The sequence below is a fragment of the Gracilimonas tropica DSM 19535 genome (assembly GCF_000375425.1).
In the GTDB taxonomy this organism is placed as follows: Bacteria; Bacteroidota; Rhodothermia; order Balneolales; family Balneolaceae; genus Gracilimonas; species Gracilimonas tropica.
In genome coordinates this window covers 46,947-66,401 of sequence record NZ_AQXG01000007.1, presented here as the reverse complement: position 1 = coordinate 66,401, position 19,455 = coordinate 46,947, and the positions used below count along the sequence as shown (strand labels likewise).

Annotated in this window: 14 protein-coding genes; 11 read left to right on the top strand and 3 right to left on the bottom strand. The window is 41.4% G+C overall.

Translation table 11 applies throughout. The features are described from left to right. Window positions 1–551 precede the first annotated feature (551 nt). The 7 genes from B151_RS0111785 to B151_RS0111755 all read left to right on the top strand — a co-directional run bounded on the left by B151_RS0111785 (window position 552) and on the right by B151_RS0111755 (window position 12,282). Window positions 552–2,324: a site-specific DNA-methyltransferase gene (locus B151_RS0111785; RefSeq protein WP_020403841.1), complete on the top strand. Its 1,773-nt coding sequence runs from the start codon at window positions 552–554 to the stop codon at window positions 2,322–2,324. A 78-nt stretch (window positions 2,325–2,402) separates the two neighbouring features. Beyond that, complete coding sequence (locus tag B151_RS0111780; protein ID WP_020403840.1) at window positions 2,403–3,437, top strand: virulence RhuM family protein; 1,035 nt, start codon at window positions 2,403–2,405, stop codon at window positions 3,435–3,437. Next, window positions 3,437–6,085 (top strand): DEAD/DEAH box helicase, encoded by a 2,649-nt coding sequence (locus B151_RS0111775; protein WP_020403839.1) that lies wholly within the window; start codon window positions 3,437–3,439, stop codon window positions 6,083–6,085. The genes B151_RS0111780 and B151_RS0111775 overlap by 1 nt, the downstream gene beginning before the upstream one ends. 255 nt (window positions 6,086–6,340) lie before the next feature. Next, on the top strand, window positions 6,341–7,633 hold the full coding sequence (gene aepX / locus B151_RS0111770; RefSeq protein ID WP_020403838.1) for a phosphoenolpyruvate mutase: 1,293 nt from the start codon (window positions 6,341–6,343) through the stop codon (window positions 7,631–7,633). Window positions 7,634–7,638: 5 nt separating this feature from the next. Further along, a complete protein-coding gene (gene aepY / locus B151_RS0111765) occupies window positions 7,639–8,760 on the top strand; it encodes a phosphonopyruvate decarboxylase (protein ID WP_020403837.1) in 1,122 nt (373 codons plus the stop codon). A 2-nt stretch (window positions 8,761–8,762) separates the two neighbouring features. Continuing rightward, window positions 8,763–9,851 (top strand): 2-aminoethylphosphonate aminotransferase, encoded by a 1,089-nt coding sequence (locus B151_RS0111760; protein ID WP_020403836.1) that lies wholly within the window; start codon window positions 8,763–8,765, stop codon window positions 9,849–9,851. A gap of 79 nt (window positions 9,852–9,930) precedes the next feature. Further along, window positions 9,931–12,282, top strand: coding sequence for an MMPL family transporter (locus B151_RS0111755; RefSeq protein ID WP_157470961.1), 2,352 nt, complete (start codon window positions 9,931–9,933; stop codon window positions 12,280–12,282). On the opposite strand, the gene B151_RS0111750 is transcribed toward B151_RS0111755, so the two are convergent. After that, window positions 12,242–13,192, bottom strand: a complete 951-nt coding sequence (locus tag B151_RS0111750) for a CDP-alcohol phosphatidyltransferase family protein (RefSeq protein ID WP_020403834.1) — start codon at window positions 13,190–13,192, stop codon at window positions 12,242–12,244. The two genes, B151_RS0111755 and B151_RS0111750, sit on opposite strands and share 41 nt — an antisense overlap. Beyond that, complete coding sequence (locus B151_RS0111745; RefSeq protein WP_020403833.1) at window positions 13,193–14,191, bottom strand: phospholipase D-like domain-containing protein; 999 nt, start codon at window positions 14,189–14,191, stop codon at window positions 13,193–13,195. It abuts the gene before it with no gap. A gap of 20 nt (window positions 14,192–14,211) precedes the next feature. Here B151_RS0111745 and B151_RS0111740 point away from each other — a divergent pair, with 20 nt between their 5' ends. Beyond that, complete coding sequence (locus tag B151_RS0111740) at window positions 14,212–15,351, top strand: glycosyltransferase family 4 protein (protein WP_020403832.1); 1,140 nt, start codon at window positions 14,212–14,214, stop codon at window positions 15,349–15,351. A gap of 1 nt (window position 15,352) precedes the next feature. Beyond that, the gene (locus B151_RS0111735) at window positions 15,353–16,075 is read left to right on the top strand and encodes a phosphocholine cytidylyltransferase family protein (protein ID WP_020403831.1); all 723 of its coding nucleotides are present in this window, start codon (window positions 15,353–15,355) and stop codon (window positions 16,073–16,075) included. A 21-nt stretch (window positions 16,076–16,096) separates the two neighbouring features. Here the strand turns inward: B151_RS0111735 and B151_RS0111730 are convergent, their stop codons facing one another. Next, entirely contained in the window at window positions 16,097–16,633 is a 537-nt protein-coding gene (locus B151_RS0111730; protein WP_020403830.1) for a LicD family protein, read from the bottom strand. 91 nt (window positions 16,634–16,724) lie between these two features. Here B151_RS0111730 and B151_RS0111725 point away from each other — a divergent pair, with 91 nt between their 5' ends. Continuing rightward, window positions 16,725–17,615, top strand: a complete 891-nt coding sequence (locus B151_RS0111725; RefSeq protein WP_020403829.1) for a Stealth CR1 domain-containing protein — start codon at window positions 16,725–16,727, stop codon at window positions 17,613–17,615. A 176-nt stretch (window positions 17,616–17,791) separates the two neighbouring features. Beyond that, window positions 17,792–19,447, top strand: coding sequence for a cyclic peptide export ABC transporter (locus B151_RS19615; protein WP_020403828.1), 1,656 nt, complete (start codon window positions 17,792–17,794; stop codon window positions 19,445–19,447). Window positions 19,448–19,455 lie beyond the last annotated feature (8 nt).

Here is a 19,455-nt window from a genome sequence, read left to right as displayed (position 1 = left end):
ATATAGGGCTAATGATTTAAATTAAGTTTTCTTAGTTGTCTACTTTGTAAGGTGAGTTTTCTTAAGTAGTTGTCAGTTGCGCTGTTGTGTAGCTGTAGCGCCTTATGAAGGGCAGTTGTCTATCTTCAATATAATGATTATTTGAAATAAATGGAAGCGCTTACTTGATGAATTTGTTATTATTTCTTGTTTTCAGAATGTTTAATTTTTCAGAAATCAAACCAAAACCATAGTAACTACTATCGTATTGCTATCCAGAAAATTGAAAAGATGAGGAAATCGGGCTTTAGAGAAGCTGAGAATGGATTATTGTCTAAGCTGCCCTCGACCCCCAGCCGAGTGCTCTACCTGACTGAGCCACGTCCCGATCAGTGAGCTTTGAAGATACGGGCTTTGGAAGCGGTGTTCAATCTTATTTTTTCTTTCTTTCGTGATAAAGAGGTGAGGAATACAGTAACTCATCACATTATTATCATTCAATTCTTTCTAATGAATCCCTCATTCCCTATAATCCACTGATATTGCAACAGATAAAAAAGGAAATTTTGTAGATGCCTACACTGCACTGGATTGGCAAAGAAAAAGTCGTAAATCATCATCAGGATGTGCCGTACCGTGTGTTGGAACACCAATATGGTTTTGATGCGGAAAAGGGAGAACACCAGGAACCTACCGAAAGCGGAAATAAGATTATTCACGGGGATAACCTGGAGGCCCTGAAAAGTCTGCTGCCGGAATACGAAGCTAGAATTGATTGTATCTATATAGATCCACCCTATAACACAGGAAATGAAGAATGGGTTTATAATGATAATGTGAATCATCCTAAGATTAAAAAATGGTTAGGTGAGGTTGTAGGTAAGGAAGGGGACGATTTGACTCGTCATGATAAGTGGCTTTGTATGATGTATCCGAGATTGGTTTTACTTAATAAGCTTTTAAAGAGATCTGGAAGTATTGTGATAAGTATTGGACATCATGAAATCCAAAACTTGTTACTTGTTTGCAAAGAAATTTTTGGAAGTAAACAGATAGTTCCAGTTACAGTCCAGACTTCTGGAGGAAAACCTTCTGGTGGTTTCAATTATCAACATGAGTATATAGTCTTTATAGTTTCCAAAGACTTTTCTTCAAGCAGGTCAAAATACTCAGGTGGTAAAGTAAGGTCTCCATTTGAAGGACTTACACTGGCAACTTTTGACCAAACACAGAGGCCCAATCAGACATATCCAATTTTCGTTAATAATAAAGATGGAACCTTGCACAGTACTGGGCTTTCATTGCAAGAAAGAATTGATAAGGGTGAATATAGTGGCGACCTAAAAGAGTTTGAATTTGACTTTAATGAAGCACCAGAAGGCACAGTTGCATTATGGCCTATTACAAGTAAAGGAGATAAATGTGTCTGGAGACTTATTGCAGACAGGTTAAAAGATGATTGGAGAGAAGGTTATATAAAAATTGGGGAAAACAGATATAAAAAGAATCCAAATAAATTTAGCGTTCAATACCTTCCAAGTGGAGTCATTGAAAAATTAGAGAATAATGAATTAGAAGTTATTGGTACAGAAGATGGCTCACCAACTTTAGTTTTTGGAGATAATAAAACGGTTGGAGGACAAGTACCTACGATATGGTCAGAAAAAGATTTTTTTACTGTAAAAGGGACTGGAAAGATAAATGAGATTTTTGGTAAAAAAGCTTTCAATTATCCTAAACCCATTCAATTTATTAATGAGATTTTAAGAGCAATAACTGATAAGAATGATGTAGTATTAGACTCTTTCGCCGGCTCTGGCACAACCGCCCACGCCGTCCAGAACCTGAATGCAGAAGATGGCGGAAACCGCAAATTCATTTTAGTAGAAATGGAGGACTATGCTGATTCCATAACCGCCGAACGGGTAAAGCGGGTGATGAAAGGCTACGGCAAAGGCAAAAAGAAAACCGAAGGCACCGGCGGCGGTTTCGATTATTACCAATTAGGCCAACCCCTGTTTGATGAAAACGAACAGCTCAATGAAGAAGTCGAAGAATCCCGCATTCGGGAATACGTGTGGTACAGCGAAACCAAAACGGCTTTCCCCAAAGAACGTGCAAAAGATACCCATAAGCATTTACTGGGCACCAAAGATGAAACCGATTATTACTTCTTTTACGAGAAGGAAGCTATCACCACACTCAATCACGATTTTCTGGCAACTATAAAACAAAAGGCCGATCAGTATGTGATTTATGCCGATAATTGTCTGCTAAGCAAAGAATTTTTGCAGAGCCGGAACATCATCTTCAAGAAAATCCCACGAGATATTTCGAGGTTTTAGTTATGGATTATTGTACAAGAACTTGTTCAACTTGTAAGAATTACTTACAAGTTCGAAGAATAAAAAATTCAATTAGTTATGAGTGAAATATCAAAAGGCCATTCGGATTTTATACTATACACTTCTCCCGAAGGAGACATCAATGTAGAAGTTGTTATAGAAGATGAAACTGTTTGGTTAACCCAAAGGTCTATGGGGCGATTATTTGGGACAACACCACAAAATATTACTCAGCACTTAAAAAAGATTTATGAAGAAGGTGAATTACTTAAAAAAGCAACTAGTGCAAAATTTGCACAAGTTCGGATGGAGGGAGATCGGGAAGTAACCCGAAATGTTGAATTCTACAATCTGGATGCCATTATATCAGTTGGCTATCGGGTGAATTCTTCTGAAGCTACACAGTTTCGCATTTGGGCTACACGGGTTCTTCGGGAATATATCCTCAAAGGCTTTGCTCTGGACGATGAGCGACTGAAGCAAGGCAACCGAATTTTCGGTAAAGACTATTTTGATGAATTACTGGAGCGCATTCGGGAGATCAGAGCTTCCGAGCGGAGATTTTACCAAAAAATTACGGATATCTATAAAGACTGTAGTATTGATTACGATCCCAATGCTAAAATTACCCGAACCTTCTTTCAGAAAGTGCAGAATAAATTGCACTGGGCTATCACTAATCAAACCGCAGCCGAAATCATCAAGGATCGGGCAGATGCTAAAAAGAAGAACATGGGGTTGAAAACCTGGAAAAATGCGCCGGATGGAAAAGTCCTGAAATCGGATACAGAAGTAGCCAAAAACTATTTAGATGAAGATGAGATCAGCGAGTTAAACCGAATTGTATCCATGTATTTGGACTATGCAGAAAACCAAGCCAAGCGACAGATTCCCATGAAAATGCGGGATTGGATAGAGCGATTGGATGCTTTTTTGAAATTCAATGATTATGAAGTATTGGATAATCCGGGCAAGGTTTCTTCCAAGGTGGCAAAGCAATTAGCAGCAAAAGAGTATTCAAAATTCCGTGTGGTTCAGGACCAGGAATTTGAGTCTGATTTCGATAAAGAAGTGAAGAAAATGCTCAAAAAGGGAAAAGATAAGGACGAATAATGGAGCTTAAACCCTACCAACAAGATGTGCTGGATGACCTGGAATTGTACTTAGAATACGTTCAGGAAGATCATGACTATGCTAAAGCGTTCAACCGGTTTTGGGAAGATAAGATTGGAGCTTACAATCCTGTTACCGGTGATGGGATGCGTCCCTATAAAAACAATGTACCCGGCGCGGTTCATGCCTGTGTCAAAGTCCCCACAGCCGGTGGTAAAACCTTCATTGCCGTAAATGCCCTGCGCACTATTTTCAATGCTTTTGATGTCAACAAACCCAAAGCGGTAGTTTGGCTGGTACCCTGGAGGAATTTATTAGATCAAGCCTATGAAGCACTTTCGGACCCGGATCATCCGTATCGGCAGAAATTAAATTCACTATTCAATCATCGGGTTGGCGTATATAAAAAAGAGGATCTTTTACAGGGAGCTAATTTCAACCCTACAGTAGTTGAAGAGCAACTCAGTATTTTTGTGATGAGTTTTGCCAGTCTGCGGGCCAGAAGGAAAGAAGACCGAAAAGTATTCGAGGAAAACGGTCAGCTTGCAAGCTTTGCAGATTCTTTTGAAACAACCGATCATGTGTTGGAAGACACCGATGAGACCGCTCTTATTAATGTGATCAGAAAGCTAAATCCCGTGGTTGTTTTGGATGAAAGCCATAATGCGGAAACCGATTTAAGTGTAGAAATGCTTAAGGATCTGCGGCCAAGTTTCATTCTGGATCTCACAGCAACTCCAAAAAGTAACAGCAATATCATCTCTACGGCTTCGGCTATGGCGCTTAAAAGAGAGCACATGGTTAAGTTGCCGGTGATTGTGTATAACCATCATGATAAAACAGAAGTGGTAAACAGTGCCCTTCATCTGCAGAGTAAATTAGAGCGGTTAGCCAAAAAAGAACATGAAGATGGCGGAAAATACATTCGGCCAATTGTGCTCTTTCAGGCCCAGGCAGACCGGGACGATGATTCTACGACCTTCACCAAAATCAAAGAACAGCTTTTAGAGCTTCAGATTCCCGAGGAACAGATTGCTATTAAAACAGCAAATATCAACGATCTTGATGGCATAGACTTGATGTCAAAGGACTGTCCGATTAGGTATATCATTACCATTAACGCACTGAAAGAAGGCTGGGATTGTCCGTTTGCTTATATCTTAGCTTCATTAGCCAACCGTTCATCTGCTGTAGATGTGGAGCAGATATTAGGAAGGGTTCTACGGCAGCCTGGTGTGATTAAACATAACTCTCCGCTACTGAATCTTTCTTATGTCCTAACGGCTTCCAACCAATTTGCAGAAACACTCGATAATATCGTTGATGCTTTACAAGAATCTGGCTTTAGTAAACGAGACTATCGGCAGAAAGATCGGAAGGAAGAATCACAGGAAAAATCATCTGATCCACTGGAGCAATTGGTTTTAGGTGAGTCTGAACAAAAACCAGTAGCAGAAGAAGACGAACCGATAGAAACGAATAGAATCCGGTTCAGTTCGGAGAACGCTGAAGACACAGAGATTGAAGACGAGATTGTTTCAGATATTGAGGAAACAGCCGTGAAAGAAAGCGAAGAATTTGAGCGCAAAATTCAGGATACAGGGGATTCGGAAGCGGAAAAATACAACGACCTCAAACATGCGAAGGTGACTATGTATAGAATGAAAGACCACTTTAAGGAAGAAGCCCTGAGTCTTGAGCTTCCCCAGTTTTTTATTGAGATCAAAGGGGCCGGTAATGAATTGTTTGGAACCGAATCTGAATTGGTGCCATTGGATCAGAATTATTTGTTAGGGGATTTTCGGCTCAGTAACCAAAATGCAGAAATCAATTTTTCTGAGTTAGAATCGGAGCTTTATAAAGTGGATCTGGAAGAAACGGGCAACAACCAATCTACTCCATCTTTTGCAAGGATTGAAAATGATCGAGTGCGAGAACCATTGGTGGAATACATCCGGTCTCAGCCAAAAGAAAATCAGGTAAAGAGTGTTGCTCACACATTAATTGAGCTTATTGGCAGCATATATCCTATCCCTGAGGAGGACATTAAAGTGTATGTGCAAAGGATTTTGAGTGATATGAACAGTGAACAGCTGATCCATTGCATACAGAATAAATACACATACAAAGATATAATTAAACGAAAGATTCGAGCTTTAGCAGATGAACACGCTGAGAAAGAATTTCAAAAGAAGGTGGATACGAAAAAGATTAAAGCACATCCAAACTTTAAGCTGAAAGAACAGCTCACTCCGGGAAATTTAGCCCCCAGTATAAGCAGATCCCTTTATGAAAGGGAAGCTTCAATTAATAAGTTTGAGGAAGAGATCCTGCTAAAAATCCACAATCTTGATAACGTAAAATTTTGGCATAGAAATCTTGAAAGAGGTAAAGGTTTTGCCATCAATGGTTTTAAAAGCAATCACTATCCTGATTTCTTGATTTATACAGAAAAAGGAAATGTGGTAATCATTGAGACCAAAGGAGATGATCGTGATAATTCGGATAGCATCGCCAAAAATAAGTTAGGTAAGAAGTGGGCTGAGTTATCTGGTGAAAATTATCACTACTTCATGGTTTTTAATCACAATGCGATAGAGGGAGCATACAATGCTAACCAAATTCGGGATGTCGTTTCTGAGCTATAAATGAGGGTTAGTCAAGATTCCTGAGAGTGTATTGCTGTAATTATACTCTGATGTTTGCCGAAGACCGGTAGTTTTTATAAACCTAAGTTCTATCAATAAGTGTTTTGAGGTGAATTTATAATACATTTGTTGGCCAACCCGGTGAGCCGAAAAGCTTAAAACCGAACTGAGATCAAAACCCAAAAAGAGACTGCGAATTAACACATTCTTCCCTTATTTTGGATCGAATCAAAAAAAAGCTAAATCACTTACTAAATGAAGAAAGTTTACGTCGGAATGGGAACGGATCTCATTCATCATGGGCATATCAATATCATTGAAAAAGCAAGGGAGTTAGGTGAGGTCACCGTAGGCTTACTATCTGATGAAGCAGTTACAAAATTCAGCCGAATCCCATTTCTGGAGTATGAAGAACGCAAACGTATTTTAGAGAATATTAAGGGAGTCAGTGAGGTGGTCCTTCAAAAAACGCTGGACTATGAAGAGAACCTCAGAAAAATTAAACCCGATTACGTGGTACATGGAACCGATTGGAGAGTGGGCCCTCAAAAACATATTCGCCAGAAAGTGATTCGGATTCTGGATGAATGGGGAGGCGAGCTTGTTGAACCGGATTATACCGAGGGCATATCTTCATCAGGCTTGCGGAAAGCTTTGCGGGAAATTGGGACTACGCCTGACATCCGCAGAAAAATGTTACGCCGTTTGATTTCCGCAAAACCAATTGTTCGGGTAATGGAAGCGCACAACGGTATCTCAAGCCTGATTGTGGAAGAAACCAAAGTTGAGGCCGAAGGAGAGCTCAGAGAATTTGATGCGATCTGGGTAAGCAGCCTCACAGATTCTACAGCCAAAGGAAAGCCGGATACCGAATACGTAGACAGAACGTCCAGAATTCAGACTATAAACGACATTCTGGATGTAACCACGAAACCTATTATCCTGGATGGTGATACCGGAGGGCCGGTTGAGCACTTTGAGCTTTTGGTTCGAAATATGGAAAGGCTGGGAGTTTCTGCCGTAATTATTGAGGACAAATCAGGCCTGAAGAGAAATTCCCTGTTTGGAACAGAAGTAAAGCAGCAACTGGAAGATGTGGCCGTTTTTTGTGAAAAGATCTCCCGTGCCAAGAAAGCCCAGGTGACCTCCGATTTTATGATCATCTCAAGAATTGAGAGCCTGATCGCCAACGTGGGGATGGAAGAGGCTTTGAAACGCGCCAAGGCTTATATAGAAGCCGGAACTGATGGCATTATGATCCACAGCCGGAAAAAAGACGGGGAAGAGATCCTTGAATTCATGAAAGAATATCAAAACTTTGATTACAAAGTCCCGGTTGTCTCTGTTCCGTCATCATATAACCAGTTTACGGAACAAGAGCTGATAGATGCCGGCTTCAATGTGGTGATCTATGCCAACCATTTGTTGAGAAGTGCATTTCCGGCGATGAAAAGAACCGCTGAGTCTATTCTCACCAACAAGCGCTCGCTGGAAGCAGACGAATACTGCATGTCCATCAAAGATATCCTGGAAATACTTCCAAACTGATCGAAATGCTGAAACCTGCTTTTTTTTATGAATTATTGGAACGTAAGGGCGTTGAATTCATGCTGGGAGTTCCTGATTCCCTGCTCAAGCATTTCGGCTCCTTTGCGTTTGATAAAGGCAACGATCTGATCGCAGCAAACGAAGGTGGCGCATTGGCCATTGCGGCCGGTTATCACCTTGCAAGCGGTAAAATCCCGATGATCTATCTTCAAAATTCGGGTTTTGGAAATATCGTGAATCCACTTACATCGCTGGTGGATGAAGAAGTGTACTCCATTCCGGTGTTGATCATGGTGGGCTGGAGAGGACATCCTGACGCACAAGATGAGCCTCAGCATATCAAACCGGGAAAAACGCAGGAAGAACAACTGAAGGCGCTGCAGTTGCCTTATGCGATTTTAAGTGGAGATGAAGCCCTCGCTCAGAAACAAATAGATACAGCATTTGAAGTAATGAATACAAACCCGGCCCCTTATGTGCTGCTCGTTCCGCCGAAAACATTTGAGGAGTATAGTTTTGAGGGAAAAGAGATTGCCTCCTATTCTTTGAAAAGAGAAGAAGCCCTTGAGCAAATCATTCAAAAACTGGGCGAGAAGGATATCATTGTTTCTACAACCGGCAAGACCTCCCGTGAGCTTTTCGAGTTGCGCGAAAAATATGGCCATGGACATCAGCGTGATTTTCTGACGGTTGGCAGTATGGGGCATGCCTCTCAAATTGCCCTGGGAATTGCCATGGAAAAGAAAGGCCGCCCGGTCTATTGCATTGACGGAGATGGGGCGATGATCATGCACATGGGCGCTTTGGCGATCATTGGCGATCAAAAGCCTAAAAATTTCAGACATATTTTGGTCAACAATGGGGCGCATGAATCGGTAGGAGGACAGCCAACAGCCGGTTTCAACATTGATTTCAGAAAAATTGCGGAAGGATGTGGGTACAAAAAGACTATGCGTGTTGAGGATCCTGAATCATTAGGTAAAACGCTCGATGAGTTTATAAGCACAGAAGGCCCTGTACTCCTGGAGATTATGACCAGGACGGGAGCTCGAAAAGACCTCGGCCGTCCCACGCTTTCCCCGCAAGAAAACAAACAAAACTTTATGAAGTTTCTATCAGAGGAATAACAATGAAGGAAGTGGAGCATAAAATATTACTGAATCCCGGCCCTGGAACAACGTCAAGAAGTGTGAAGGATGCCCTGGTGGTTAATGATATTTGTCCCCGGGAAGAAGAATTTGGGACATTGATGCATGAAATAGTCAATGGACTAAAGGTCATTGGCAACGCTGAGGATGAATACGAAGCGTGTTTGTTTGCTGCAAGTGGAACCGGCGCGGTAGAAGCAATGCTCACCTCAGCATTGGATGAGACAAAGAAAGTCCTCATTGTCACCAATGGTGCTTATGGCATTCGGATGAAGCAGATCTGTGAATCATACGGTCTTCCGCATGAGACCATTCATGCGTTTGGCGAGTATCCGGACAGAGATCGTATCAAGGAAAAACTTGTGGGCGGTACGTTTACTCACCTGGCTATGATTCATCATGAAACTTCAACCGGAATGATGAATCCGCTGAAAGAAATTTCTTTGGTATGTAATGAGGAGGATGTTACGCTGATCGTAGATGCGATGAGTTCCTTTGGAGCCTATCCCATCAACCTGAAGGAATTAAACATTGGATATCTTGCTGCCTCATCCAATAAATGTATTCAGGGCATGGCGGGATTATCGTTTGTGCTTTTTCACAAGGACCAAGTACAGCATCTCCAAAAGAATTCAAAGAACTTCTACTTCGATCTGCATAAACAATGGAAGTATTTAAAGGAAAAAGGGCAGTTGCGGTTCACACCACCGGTGCAGGTTTGCTATGCATTTAAGCAAGCTATTGATGAGACCCTCGAAGAAACCGTTAGCAAAAGATGGGAACGCTATAAACAAAACTGGCAGGTTTTATATGATGGAATGAGCGAGCTTGGATTTGAATTCTATTTACCGGATGAACAACAGTCAAAGATCCTTATCGCCATAAAACGAACGGGCATTTTGCCAAAAGGATTTGATCACTTTCATGACTATTTATACGAACGAAATATCACCGTGTATCCCGGTGTAATTCCGGAATCAGATACGTTTCGGATGGCGGTAATTGGAGATTTGCAGAAAAGCGATCTGGAATATGTGATCTCCGAGATCAGATCCTATCTCAAAAACTGAGCATCCCCAAACCTTTTACAGATAGCACACATTGACAAAGCCCCGATACATATTTCTGCTCCTTATCATTGGGTATTTAATGGCATTTGGTTATTTGCTGAACCGGAGCTTAAACCTGAAATTCAACGGGGAGCTGATCGCTCTTTTGCCTGAGGATAACGATCATCTTGCTACCTACGAAAAACTTGAGGAACTGAATTCAACGGAGGGCGGCTTCACGCTGGTGATACACTCAGTTGATGACAGGCCGGTCATAGAACCGGCTCACGCCATTCGTGATACACTTTTGGAATTAAAGCAAAATGGGCAGCATATTTTTAGAGGAGCCGAACTGGAGAACGACCTGTACGACATCAGGAAATCGGCACTTTTTTTGATGACGAATGCGGAACTTGATCAGCTGCATAAAGAAGTGGATGAGTATATCAGGGAGAAAAAGCTGGAAGCAAATCCCATGTACGTCAACTTTGATGAGGAGGATAGTCAATCCGCAGAAATTGATTTGGGGGGACAGTCTTCAGTATTGCTGGAAGAGGTTGCAAACACCCGGCGCTACAAAATAAATGAAGACAGCACCGTGATCAGCATGTTGTTTTTGCCTGATTTTCCCAAAAGTGATTATTCAAAAGTAGAGCAAACTTACCGCTTACTGAGGCAAAAGAAATCGGAGATAGAAGCACAACATGAAGGACTTGAACTATTTTGGGGCGGTTCCTATGTAAATCATTACAACAAGATCAACGATGTACAAGCTTCTGTAACCAAAGCGCTCGTGATCGGGATCTTAAGTCTCGTTAGTTTTCTGGTGGCGTACATGATATTCATAAACCGCAGTTCCGCTTACAAAGCCCGGTATATCATCATAGACCTGTTACTGATGTTTTTTGTGTTATTCTCTGGTTTTGTGATATCCATCGGGCTTTCTTCCTTCATTTTTAATGAGATCAATGTCTTTACCGGCATCATTTTCAGTATTCTGTTCGGGATCAATCTCGATTATATATTGCATCTTTACTCCATTAATAAGCAGCATCCACCGAATACTTCTTCAGTCAAAAAAGTGGTTTTGTCTTATTTTTCTTCCACCAAACCCATTTTACTAAGCTGTTTGACTACCGGTTTGGCCATCATGAGCCTTATTTTTGCTGAATTTCAAGGCTTTATTCAATTTGGGATCATCTTTTTCATCAATGTTTTGGTGAATCTGTTCTCAACCTATCTGTTTCTGCTGCTTTCCCCGTCACTGGCTAAAAACACCACGAAAAGCGAGAAACCGGTTGAACCGTCACCCACATTTTTGTCCGAAATCGCCAAACCCATTCGTACCGTTTCCCTGCCGTTGTTTTTTATAGTGATTTTGTTCGGTGGATTTATTGGAGCCAAGTCCATGAGTTTTAATTTCAACTTTTCGGATCTGGAACCGGCCTCACGAGCCACCCCCTATGATTCACTGAGTTCTGAAACCAACACCAGCGAAGGATATCACGAGCCGTCCTATTTTATTACCGATAATATTCAGGAATCAAAGGAGCTGTTTTCGGAAATTAAGAAAGGAATTGGCGGTCCGTATAATGACATTGAGCGAGTGGAATCTTTTTCAGCACGTTATCCGGTTGACCGTAAGGAATTGGATAAAAAAGCCCAAAAAGTAGATTCGATACAGCAACTTTTAAATGCCAATGAAGAGTTTTTGAAAGATGTAAATGATGATGCAAAAGAATTCATTGATATCGCTGAAAACACTGTTCCTCCAAGCATAGACGGGTTGCCGAAGTACATTAAGAACCGGTTCTTTTATAAAGATGGGAGTATGGCACCGTTGGTGGTCATTTACCCTGCTATGAGTTTATCGAACGGGCAAACGTCTATACAATTCAGGAAAAGCTCTGGCACCATTCGTATTGATTCCGGGAAAACATTTTATGCGGCAAGTACAACGATCATTGCTTCCAGTATTCTTGAATTGCTGATTCGCGAGTCCACATTTCTTTTTGTGGTTCCTCTCATCACCATCTTTTTGATCCTCTTGGTTTACTATCGGTCTTTGGTGAAGGCATTCATGGCAGCTGCTCCTTTGTTACTTACAATTGGCATGCTGCTATCCATCCGCTCGGTTTTTATGTTTGATATCAACCTTTACAATGTGATCGTTTTCCCGATCATTATAGGCGTGGGAGCCGACAACGGCATTCACCTTGTTGATGCGCTAATCAACAAAAGGTCGAATTTTCTGGAATACTTTATATCGGTGAAGTTCCCGGTACTTGCCGCTTGCTCGGTTACGACTATACTTGGATTTATCGGATTGCTGTTTATTGATCATCCCGGAATGGAGTCGGTAGGGATATTGGCTATCACCGGCATCACCACCACGCTGGTTGCTACCTACCTTATAGCACTGTCTGTACAGACTTATCTTCTAAGGCGTTAAGATCCCAATCTTTGATCTCCTTGAGGATCTTTTTGTCAGCACGGTTTTGCCTTTTTCCTACATAAAGATATAATCCGTAAGAAGCGATATTTCCAATCACAAAAATATCCATTCTTCCGAACAGGCTGGAGATCAGAAGGCCGTTCCGCATAACGTTAGATCCACAAACCCAGGCCCAGGCCGCCAGCATTTTGCGGCAATTACGCTCGTAGATCTCTTTGAACTTTTGGGGATCTTTGGCTCTCGCCTCTTCAAAAATGTCTGTCACTTCATCACTTCGGAATTTGAGCTGGTTTTGTCTTTTTACATAATCAATGAGGATGGGATAAGTGATGCGCCGTGTTACAGTGGAGGTGCGGTCAAAGTTTTCGCGTAAGTATTCTACCGATTCATTTCTTTGTTTGGAATCGGAAAGTGAGAAATGCAGAAATTCGCCTTTGTAGTATTCATAAATGTTAGATTTTACGCTATGCACAAACCCGGAGGCTAACCCAATAGCCCAAACTCCGGCCAGGGTGTATTGATCAGCAAAATAATGCATGCCGGCTGCGTAGCAACTAATGAAAACGAGCATATCATTAAAAAAGTCCAGATAACGCCCCATTTCCGAATGCTGATTGTACAGCCGCGCAGCCTGTCCGTCGGCACTGTCCATCAGCCCGGCAAAAGTAACCAAAATGGCTCCGGTGGCGGTGTACAAAAACACATCTTGCCAGTAAAGCATGATGCCGCCGGTTACCCCAATCAGCATGCCCAAAACAGAAATATTGGTTGGGGTAAAATTTAGTGTGTGAAAAAACTTGGCAAGAACGTACCCACAGGGTCGGCTAAATACCAGGTCATAGCCTTCCTCAACAATTCTATTCTTTATTGACTTTTCGTACTCGCTGAAAAAACCCGCTGCTGACATCTATGGTTGTTGGTTGATTAACTTTGAGATAAAAGTTTTTAGCTTCGTAGTAAGAATTGGATCTTTATTCACTAAAATTACCTCTTTTTCAAAAAAATAGCTGATGGTATCAAAATTGGAAGAACCATATACGGCTACTTCGTCATCCAGAATGAGCAATTTAGCGTGAAGCATTTTACCCGGTATGTATTTAAAATTGACATTTGAATAACGCTGTAATCCGTGGATAAAACGAATAAACGGCTTATTGTTGTTTGCCGGTACGATTACGGAATTGTCACTGACCGCTGCAATTGCATCCAACATAGGGTATGAAATATAGGGCGATATAGCGACAACTTTATCACTTAATTTGATGCGCTCCAATATTTTTTGGAACGTATGCTTTGTGCTCAGTCCACTTAAAGTATAAAGCGTACTGTGGTTATTGATGGGCGTTACAGGCGGAGCTTTTGCTTCCTTAAGGTCCGAATCAAAAGAATGTTTAAGCGCGTTTGCTATATCGGGTTCTTCATGACGGATCATTATATCGGTCCAATGAAAATTGTGCTCTGTAAAATTCATGCCGCCCAGGTAAGATATTCTGTCATCTATCAGCACCATTTTTTTGTGATTTCGGGCGGGATACCGGTACATCATAAAACCCATGGGATTTGTGAACTTAATGCGAATACCCATTTCTCTTGCTCTTATTATAAGTCCGTCTAAAGCTTTGCGCTCGGTGCGGGCATTATTTTGATTCATCCAGCCTTGGGGGGCATTTAAAAATGTATCGTTTACGACATATTTAGAATATTGATCGATCAATAAAGTGCGTTCAAGGGTTGGCTTACTGCCAAGCAATTCAATAAGTTTGGTACCAACCCGGTCGGCTTCAAAACTCATGCATTGTATGCAAACAGATCGTTTTGCTGTTTGAACGTCGGCGGTTAACTGCTCAAAAAAATGATCGCTATCAGAGAAAACACAAGTATCGGTGGTAGCGTGATTTTCAAACATATTGTTGACGCGCTTTATATATGAACATCATTCAGGTGTGCCCTTACGATTTATCTATTCCAGGTGGAGTTCAGTCTCATGTTACGCAATTAAGTAACGAGCTGACCCGGAAAAATCACAATGTGATGGTTTTTGCTCCAAGCTTAACCAAATCATCCCTTGAAAGAAAGTTTGATTGCGAAGTTAAGTATTTGACGAAAGCAAAAAGAGTGGGTATTTGGGGCACATCCGTGGATATATCTGTTTTGAATTCCACTGAAAAAGAACGCACGCTCGATATCATAAAAAACTTCAACCCTGATGTAGTGCACTTTCACACCATTTGGAACCCGCTGATGCAAACCCAATTATTGGGATTGTTGCCCAAGGGCGTAAAGAAAGTTGGTACTTTTCATGATACCCCTCCCGATTTTGGCATTGGAAAATATGTTGGGGGGAATTTGATGAGGCTGGCCGCTAAATATTATCTCCCCAAAGTGGATGAAATTATTTCTGTTTCGAAAACCCAGGCCAATGCGATGGGAGTCAATTTCCAAAATCCTCCGGGCAATTTTCGAATATTGCCCAATGGCATTGATGCTGATGCCGGTGATGGATTATCCCCAACTCCACCAGAAAAGAATGAATTTAGGTTAATTTTTATCGGAAGGTTTGAAAGCCGAAAAGGCGTTTTTGACCTGCTGGAAGTTTATCGTCGTTTGAAGGAGGGGGACTTGGGTCAAGACGTGACATTGAAAATGCTGGGTAACGGCCCATTGTTGCCAAAGGCTAAAACTTTTGTTGAAGAAAACAGGCTGGAAGGTATTTCTTTTTTTGAGCAAACAAGCGATGATGAAAAAAATCAAATGCTTTTGGATTCCGATCTCCTGGTGGCGCCGTCATTATATGGTGAAAGCTTTGGTATCGTTTTGTTGGAAGGGATGGCTCTTGGGGTTAAAGTAGCAGGCTATGGTAATGATGGCTACTTGAATATTGGCCGAAAATACGGGGTAGATAATTTTCCACCCCCCGGAGATACAGATGCATTGTTTGAGTTGCTTAAAAAGCACATACAATCGCCTGAAGAAATGGAAGCCTTGATCGAAAAAGGTTTAAAAATTGCAGGTGAACACGACTGGAAACTGCTTACTGAAAAAATTGAGAAGATCTACGCTAACTGATATGCAACCAACAACAGCTATTATTCTTGCTGCAGGAAAAGGAACCCGGCTGCGTAGTGTAACCGGAGACGAATTTCCTAAACCGTTAACGCCACTTAAGGGTCGGCCGATTATTGAATATTCTATTCTTGCATTGAGGGCATCCGGAGTGGGGCGTATTTTAATAGGATGCGGACACCTGATGGAGAGTTTCGAATATCTTGAGCAGAAATATGAAGAAGTCACACTGATAGAAAACCCCCATTATGATTCCCGCGCAAGTATCTACACTTTTTTGATGTTTGAGGAACAGGTGAAGGAAGCTTTTTACCTGTTGGAAGCGGATATTTTATATGATCCGGGCATTTATGAACAGCTTCGCAAAAAGGCCGGATCCGATAACAAAATTGTGACTTCAGCTCCACTGAGCCTTGACGATAATGTTTATTTTTCCTCAAAAGCCGGAAGGTTGATAAATCTTACAAAAGAAGTTGACAGTGAAAGTCAACCGGAAGGAGTTATGACCGGGATTTGGGCACTTTCAGAAGGATTTCTTTCCCGTTTCTCGGATTATTGTAATCGGGTGAATATTGATCACAGTGAAGATTATGAGATCATGCTTGCACAGTACTCTCTGGATGAGGAACCGATTGATGTGGCTCATTTTCCAAATCTGAATTGGTGCGAGATCGACAATGAAAAGCATATGGAGTATGCACTATCCCAGGTGCTTCCCAACTTGTAAACCGGCAGAAATACAGCGCTATTAAGATTCAGCCCGTTCCCAATATCCAGTCTCAGGGTTTCGAACAGCATCTTTGTCCAGGCAACCGTAAATGGTTTTTAAGTACGCTTCAATATCGTTGGGAGCGCGGGTTTCAATATCCCTGGCCACAAGATCTTGAGTGGGGAAGACCATTTCCATGGGGATAGGAGCATTGTAGTTTTCCCATTTTGTCTTTTCGTAACTGTAGAGCTTTTGGCCATCCTCTTTATAAAAATAAATATCAGCATCAAAGCCTTTATAGCTCATATAAAGCTTGGGCCCATTATGGCGACTGGAGGTATCACAAAGAGTGAGTTCACGAGGCAGTTTGTTTTTGCTGGCAAGAATTTTTGGATAGTATTTTTCATGGCAGCCAAAGTCGATGTCTATATCATGGCCGATAATGTCATTTTCTCTGTAAAAACCGAGCAGCGTACCAAAGTTGACCCAATAATCTACATCCAGGGATTTTAAAAAATGATTCGAGCTTTGGAATAATTCCCACAGCACCTTGCGGCGTAAGTCTACATTATTCATTCTCGTATGAACGATTCTTTGAGTATATTCAAAAATTCGCCGGAATTGGTAACTAACAGGGTTTAGCAAAAGTCCTCCTTAATATCGCTGAATGAATTTTGATGTAGTTTACACATGGGTTAACGGGGCTGACCCGGATTATGCAAAAGTCCGCAATGAGCACGCAAATATAAAAAAAGATACCAACCCCGAGCGTTTCCGGGATTCTTTTGAAATGATGCGATACAGCCTCCGGTCGCTGGAAACCTACTTCAACTCTTTTAACAAGATATACATTTTAACGGCAAGACCACAGGTGCCCGACTGGCTCCATACAAACAGTGATCGCATAGAGCTGGTGCATCACGATCAGGTTATTCCTGAGAAATACCTCCCAACGTTTAACTCTAATGTGATTGAAAGTTTTATGCATCATATTCCCGGATTGAGGGAAAATTTTCTGTATATGAATGATGATTTTCTGTTTGGTGCGCCTGTTACGCTGAAATCATTTTATAAGGATAATAAGTATCGCATTTTTAATACGCTTTTTGGTGAAAACCTCGGCTGGAGAATTTATGATGGTTATCGGGACCTAATTGGAATGGGAATTATTGAACACCAGCCGATCTTGATCAATAAAAGGTATTGGGAAGAAGCTTATTCATTATTTCCTGACAAAACAGAGCGTACCCGGCAGAGCAAATTTCGTGATGATCGTAATTTGTGTCCCTATAAGTTGTACCGTTATCACATGCTCAAAAACCATCGGAAGGAATCAGACCCGGTTTGGATCACAGAGCTAAATAAAGTCTTCAGATTTCATAAGTTGACGAATAATGTTAAAAGACAGCAGTCCTTTTTTGAACAAATGAAAAAAGACAGCCCCGATTTCTATTGTTTAAATGATGATCTCAGAGATAATCCCAACCCCAAAGTGGTTACATTAGTAAAGGAATTTTTAGAGAAAAAGTATCCTGTACCTTCATCATTTGAGAAATAGGAACTGGAAAACCACCTTTTTAAGGAGCTACATCGAGAGCAGTTGCATTTGTTTTCTACAAGAATTGTTTCTTAGATTGAAGTTCTGATAAAACCACTAATTGAGCTGTTTAAACCACTCTAAATGCTTCAAGCTGCACAAATTAAACCCGTTAGGAAAAAAATCTTGGTAAGTTAATGCGCGCATTACTACGCTTGCTAAAAGGATCCTACTTTTTACTGTTCGTAACGATTTTTTCTTCGGTGTTAACCGGGCTTTTTTCCACTCTTATCATAAAAGAGATCCATGCTTCATTAACGAATGCAGACACCTTTGATACCACGCAATTTGCGATCTATTTCTTTTCGATGATCGCTGCGTATTTGGTGGCATCGTTGGCATCTTCTGTTAGCATAGCTCAGATCAACCGGGAGATGATTCACCGCCTACGGGTAGTGCTTTCAAAGAAGGTGCTTTCAGCTCCCTTCGAGCGAGTGGAAGGTATGAAGTCGAATATCCTGCCGGTGCTAACCGATGACCTGAATCATATTGCAAACCTCATAAACCGGCTGCCAAGCGTTACCACCGGGATCGCCACCGTTCTCGGTATTTTGGTGTACTTGTTTTGGCTTTCTCCCAAGATGGGGGCTTTGACCTTAGGGGCTTTTGGGATCGTATATATAGTCAATTTTATCAATATCAGATTGGTAGGTAAATATGCGAAATTGAATCGTGAGCACTCAAATGTGATCTATAAATTAATCGAAGGGTTGGTGTATGGGATCGCCAACTTAATGCTCCATAAGAAGTTCAAAGAGCGATATGTAGAGCATAAATTGAAAGAGAATTCCGAGATTCAGATGAAGTGGTATTTTCGGGAAATGGTATTTAACTCATTCAACAATCGTTTGAATGATGTAGTGTTGATGGCATTTCTGGGAGTTATCATTTTGTTGGTATATATGTTTGAGATCGTTACCGTCTCTTTTTTCAACACCTATTTAACATTGATACTATTTATGTTGGGCCCGCTATCTACTGTATCCGGTTTTTTAGGAACCATCAAAAGGATAGAGGCTTCGCTGATACAGATCGAGAAACTTGGTATTCAGCTTAATAAAATTTCTGAAAAAACAAGCACCACCCAGAAATCGATAAGTGGAACAGGGCAGGAGGCGATAAAAGTCACACCGGAGGCGGAAGATCATGACCGGCCGCTTATTGAGTTGAGGAACGTGGATTTCAGATATCAAAACAGCAAGGATTCATTCCGGCTCAAAAATATCAACCTTAAGCTGACAAAAGGAGCCCGGCTATTTATTGAAGGAGGAAATGGTTCCGGAAAAAGCACGCTGATTAAGCTTATATGTGGATTGTATCGACCCAACACCGGAGAAATCTACTACAGAGATACATTGCTTGAAGATGCTGATCTTGATGATTACCGGGATCGGTTTGCTGTGGTTTTAACCGATTCGTATCTGTTTGATGATTTGTCGCATTTGAGCAAGGAGCAGCTTCAAAAAGCGGATTTTTACTTAAAAATGGTGGAGATGGATCATAAAGTGAGTATCCGGAATGGTGTTTTTACAACTATTGATCTGTCTGAAGGGCAAAAGAAAAGACTCCAGTTGGTGCACATGCTGATGGAGGATAAAGAAGTGTATATCTTTGATGAATGGGTGGCCTATCAGGATGTGCATTCCAAAGAAATATTTTACACGAAAGTACTTCCTCATCTAAAAGAAAAAGGAAAAGTGGTCATCAACATTGCCCACGATTACACCTACGAACAATTAGCCGATAAGATCATCCGCATGCAGGATGGCGAAATCATGAATAGTAAAAGCTGAGCGGTTTT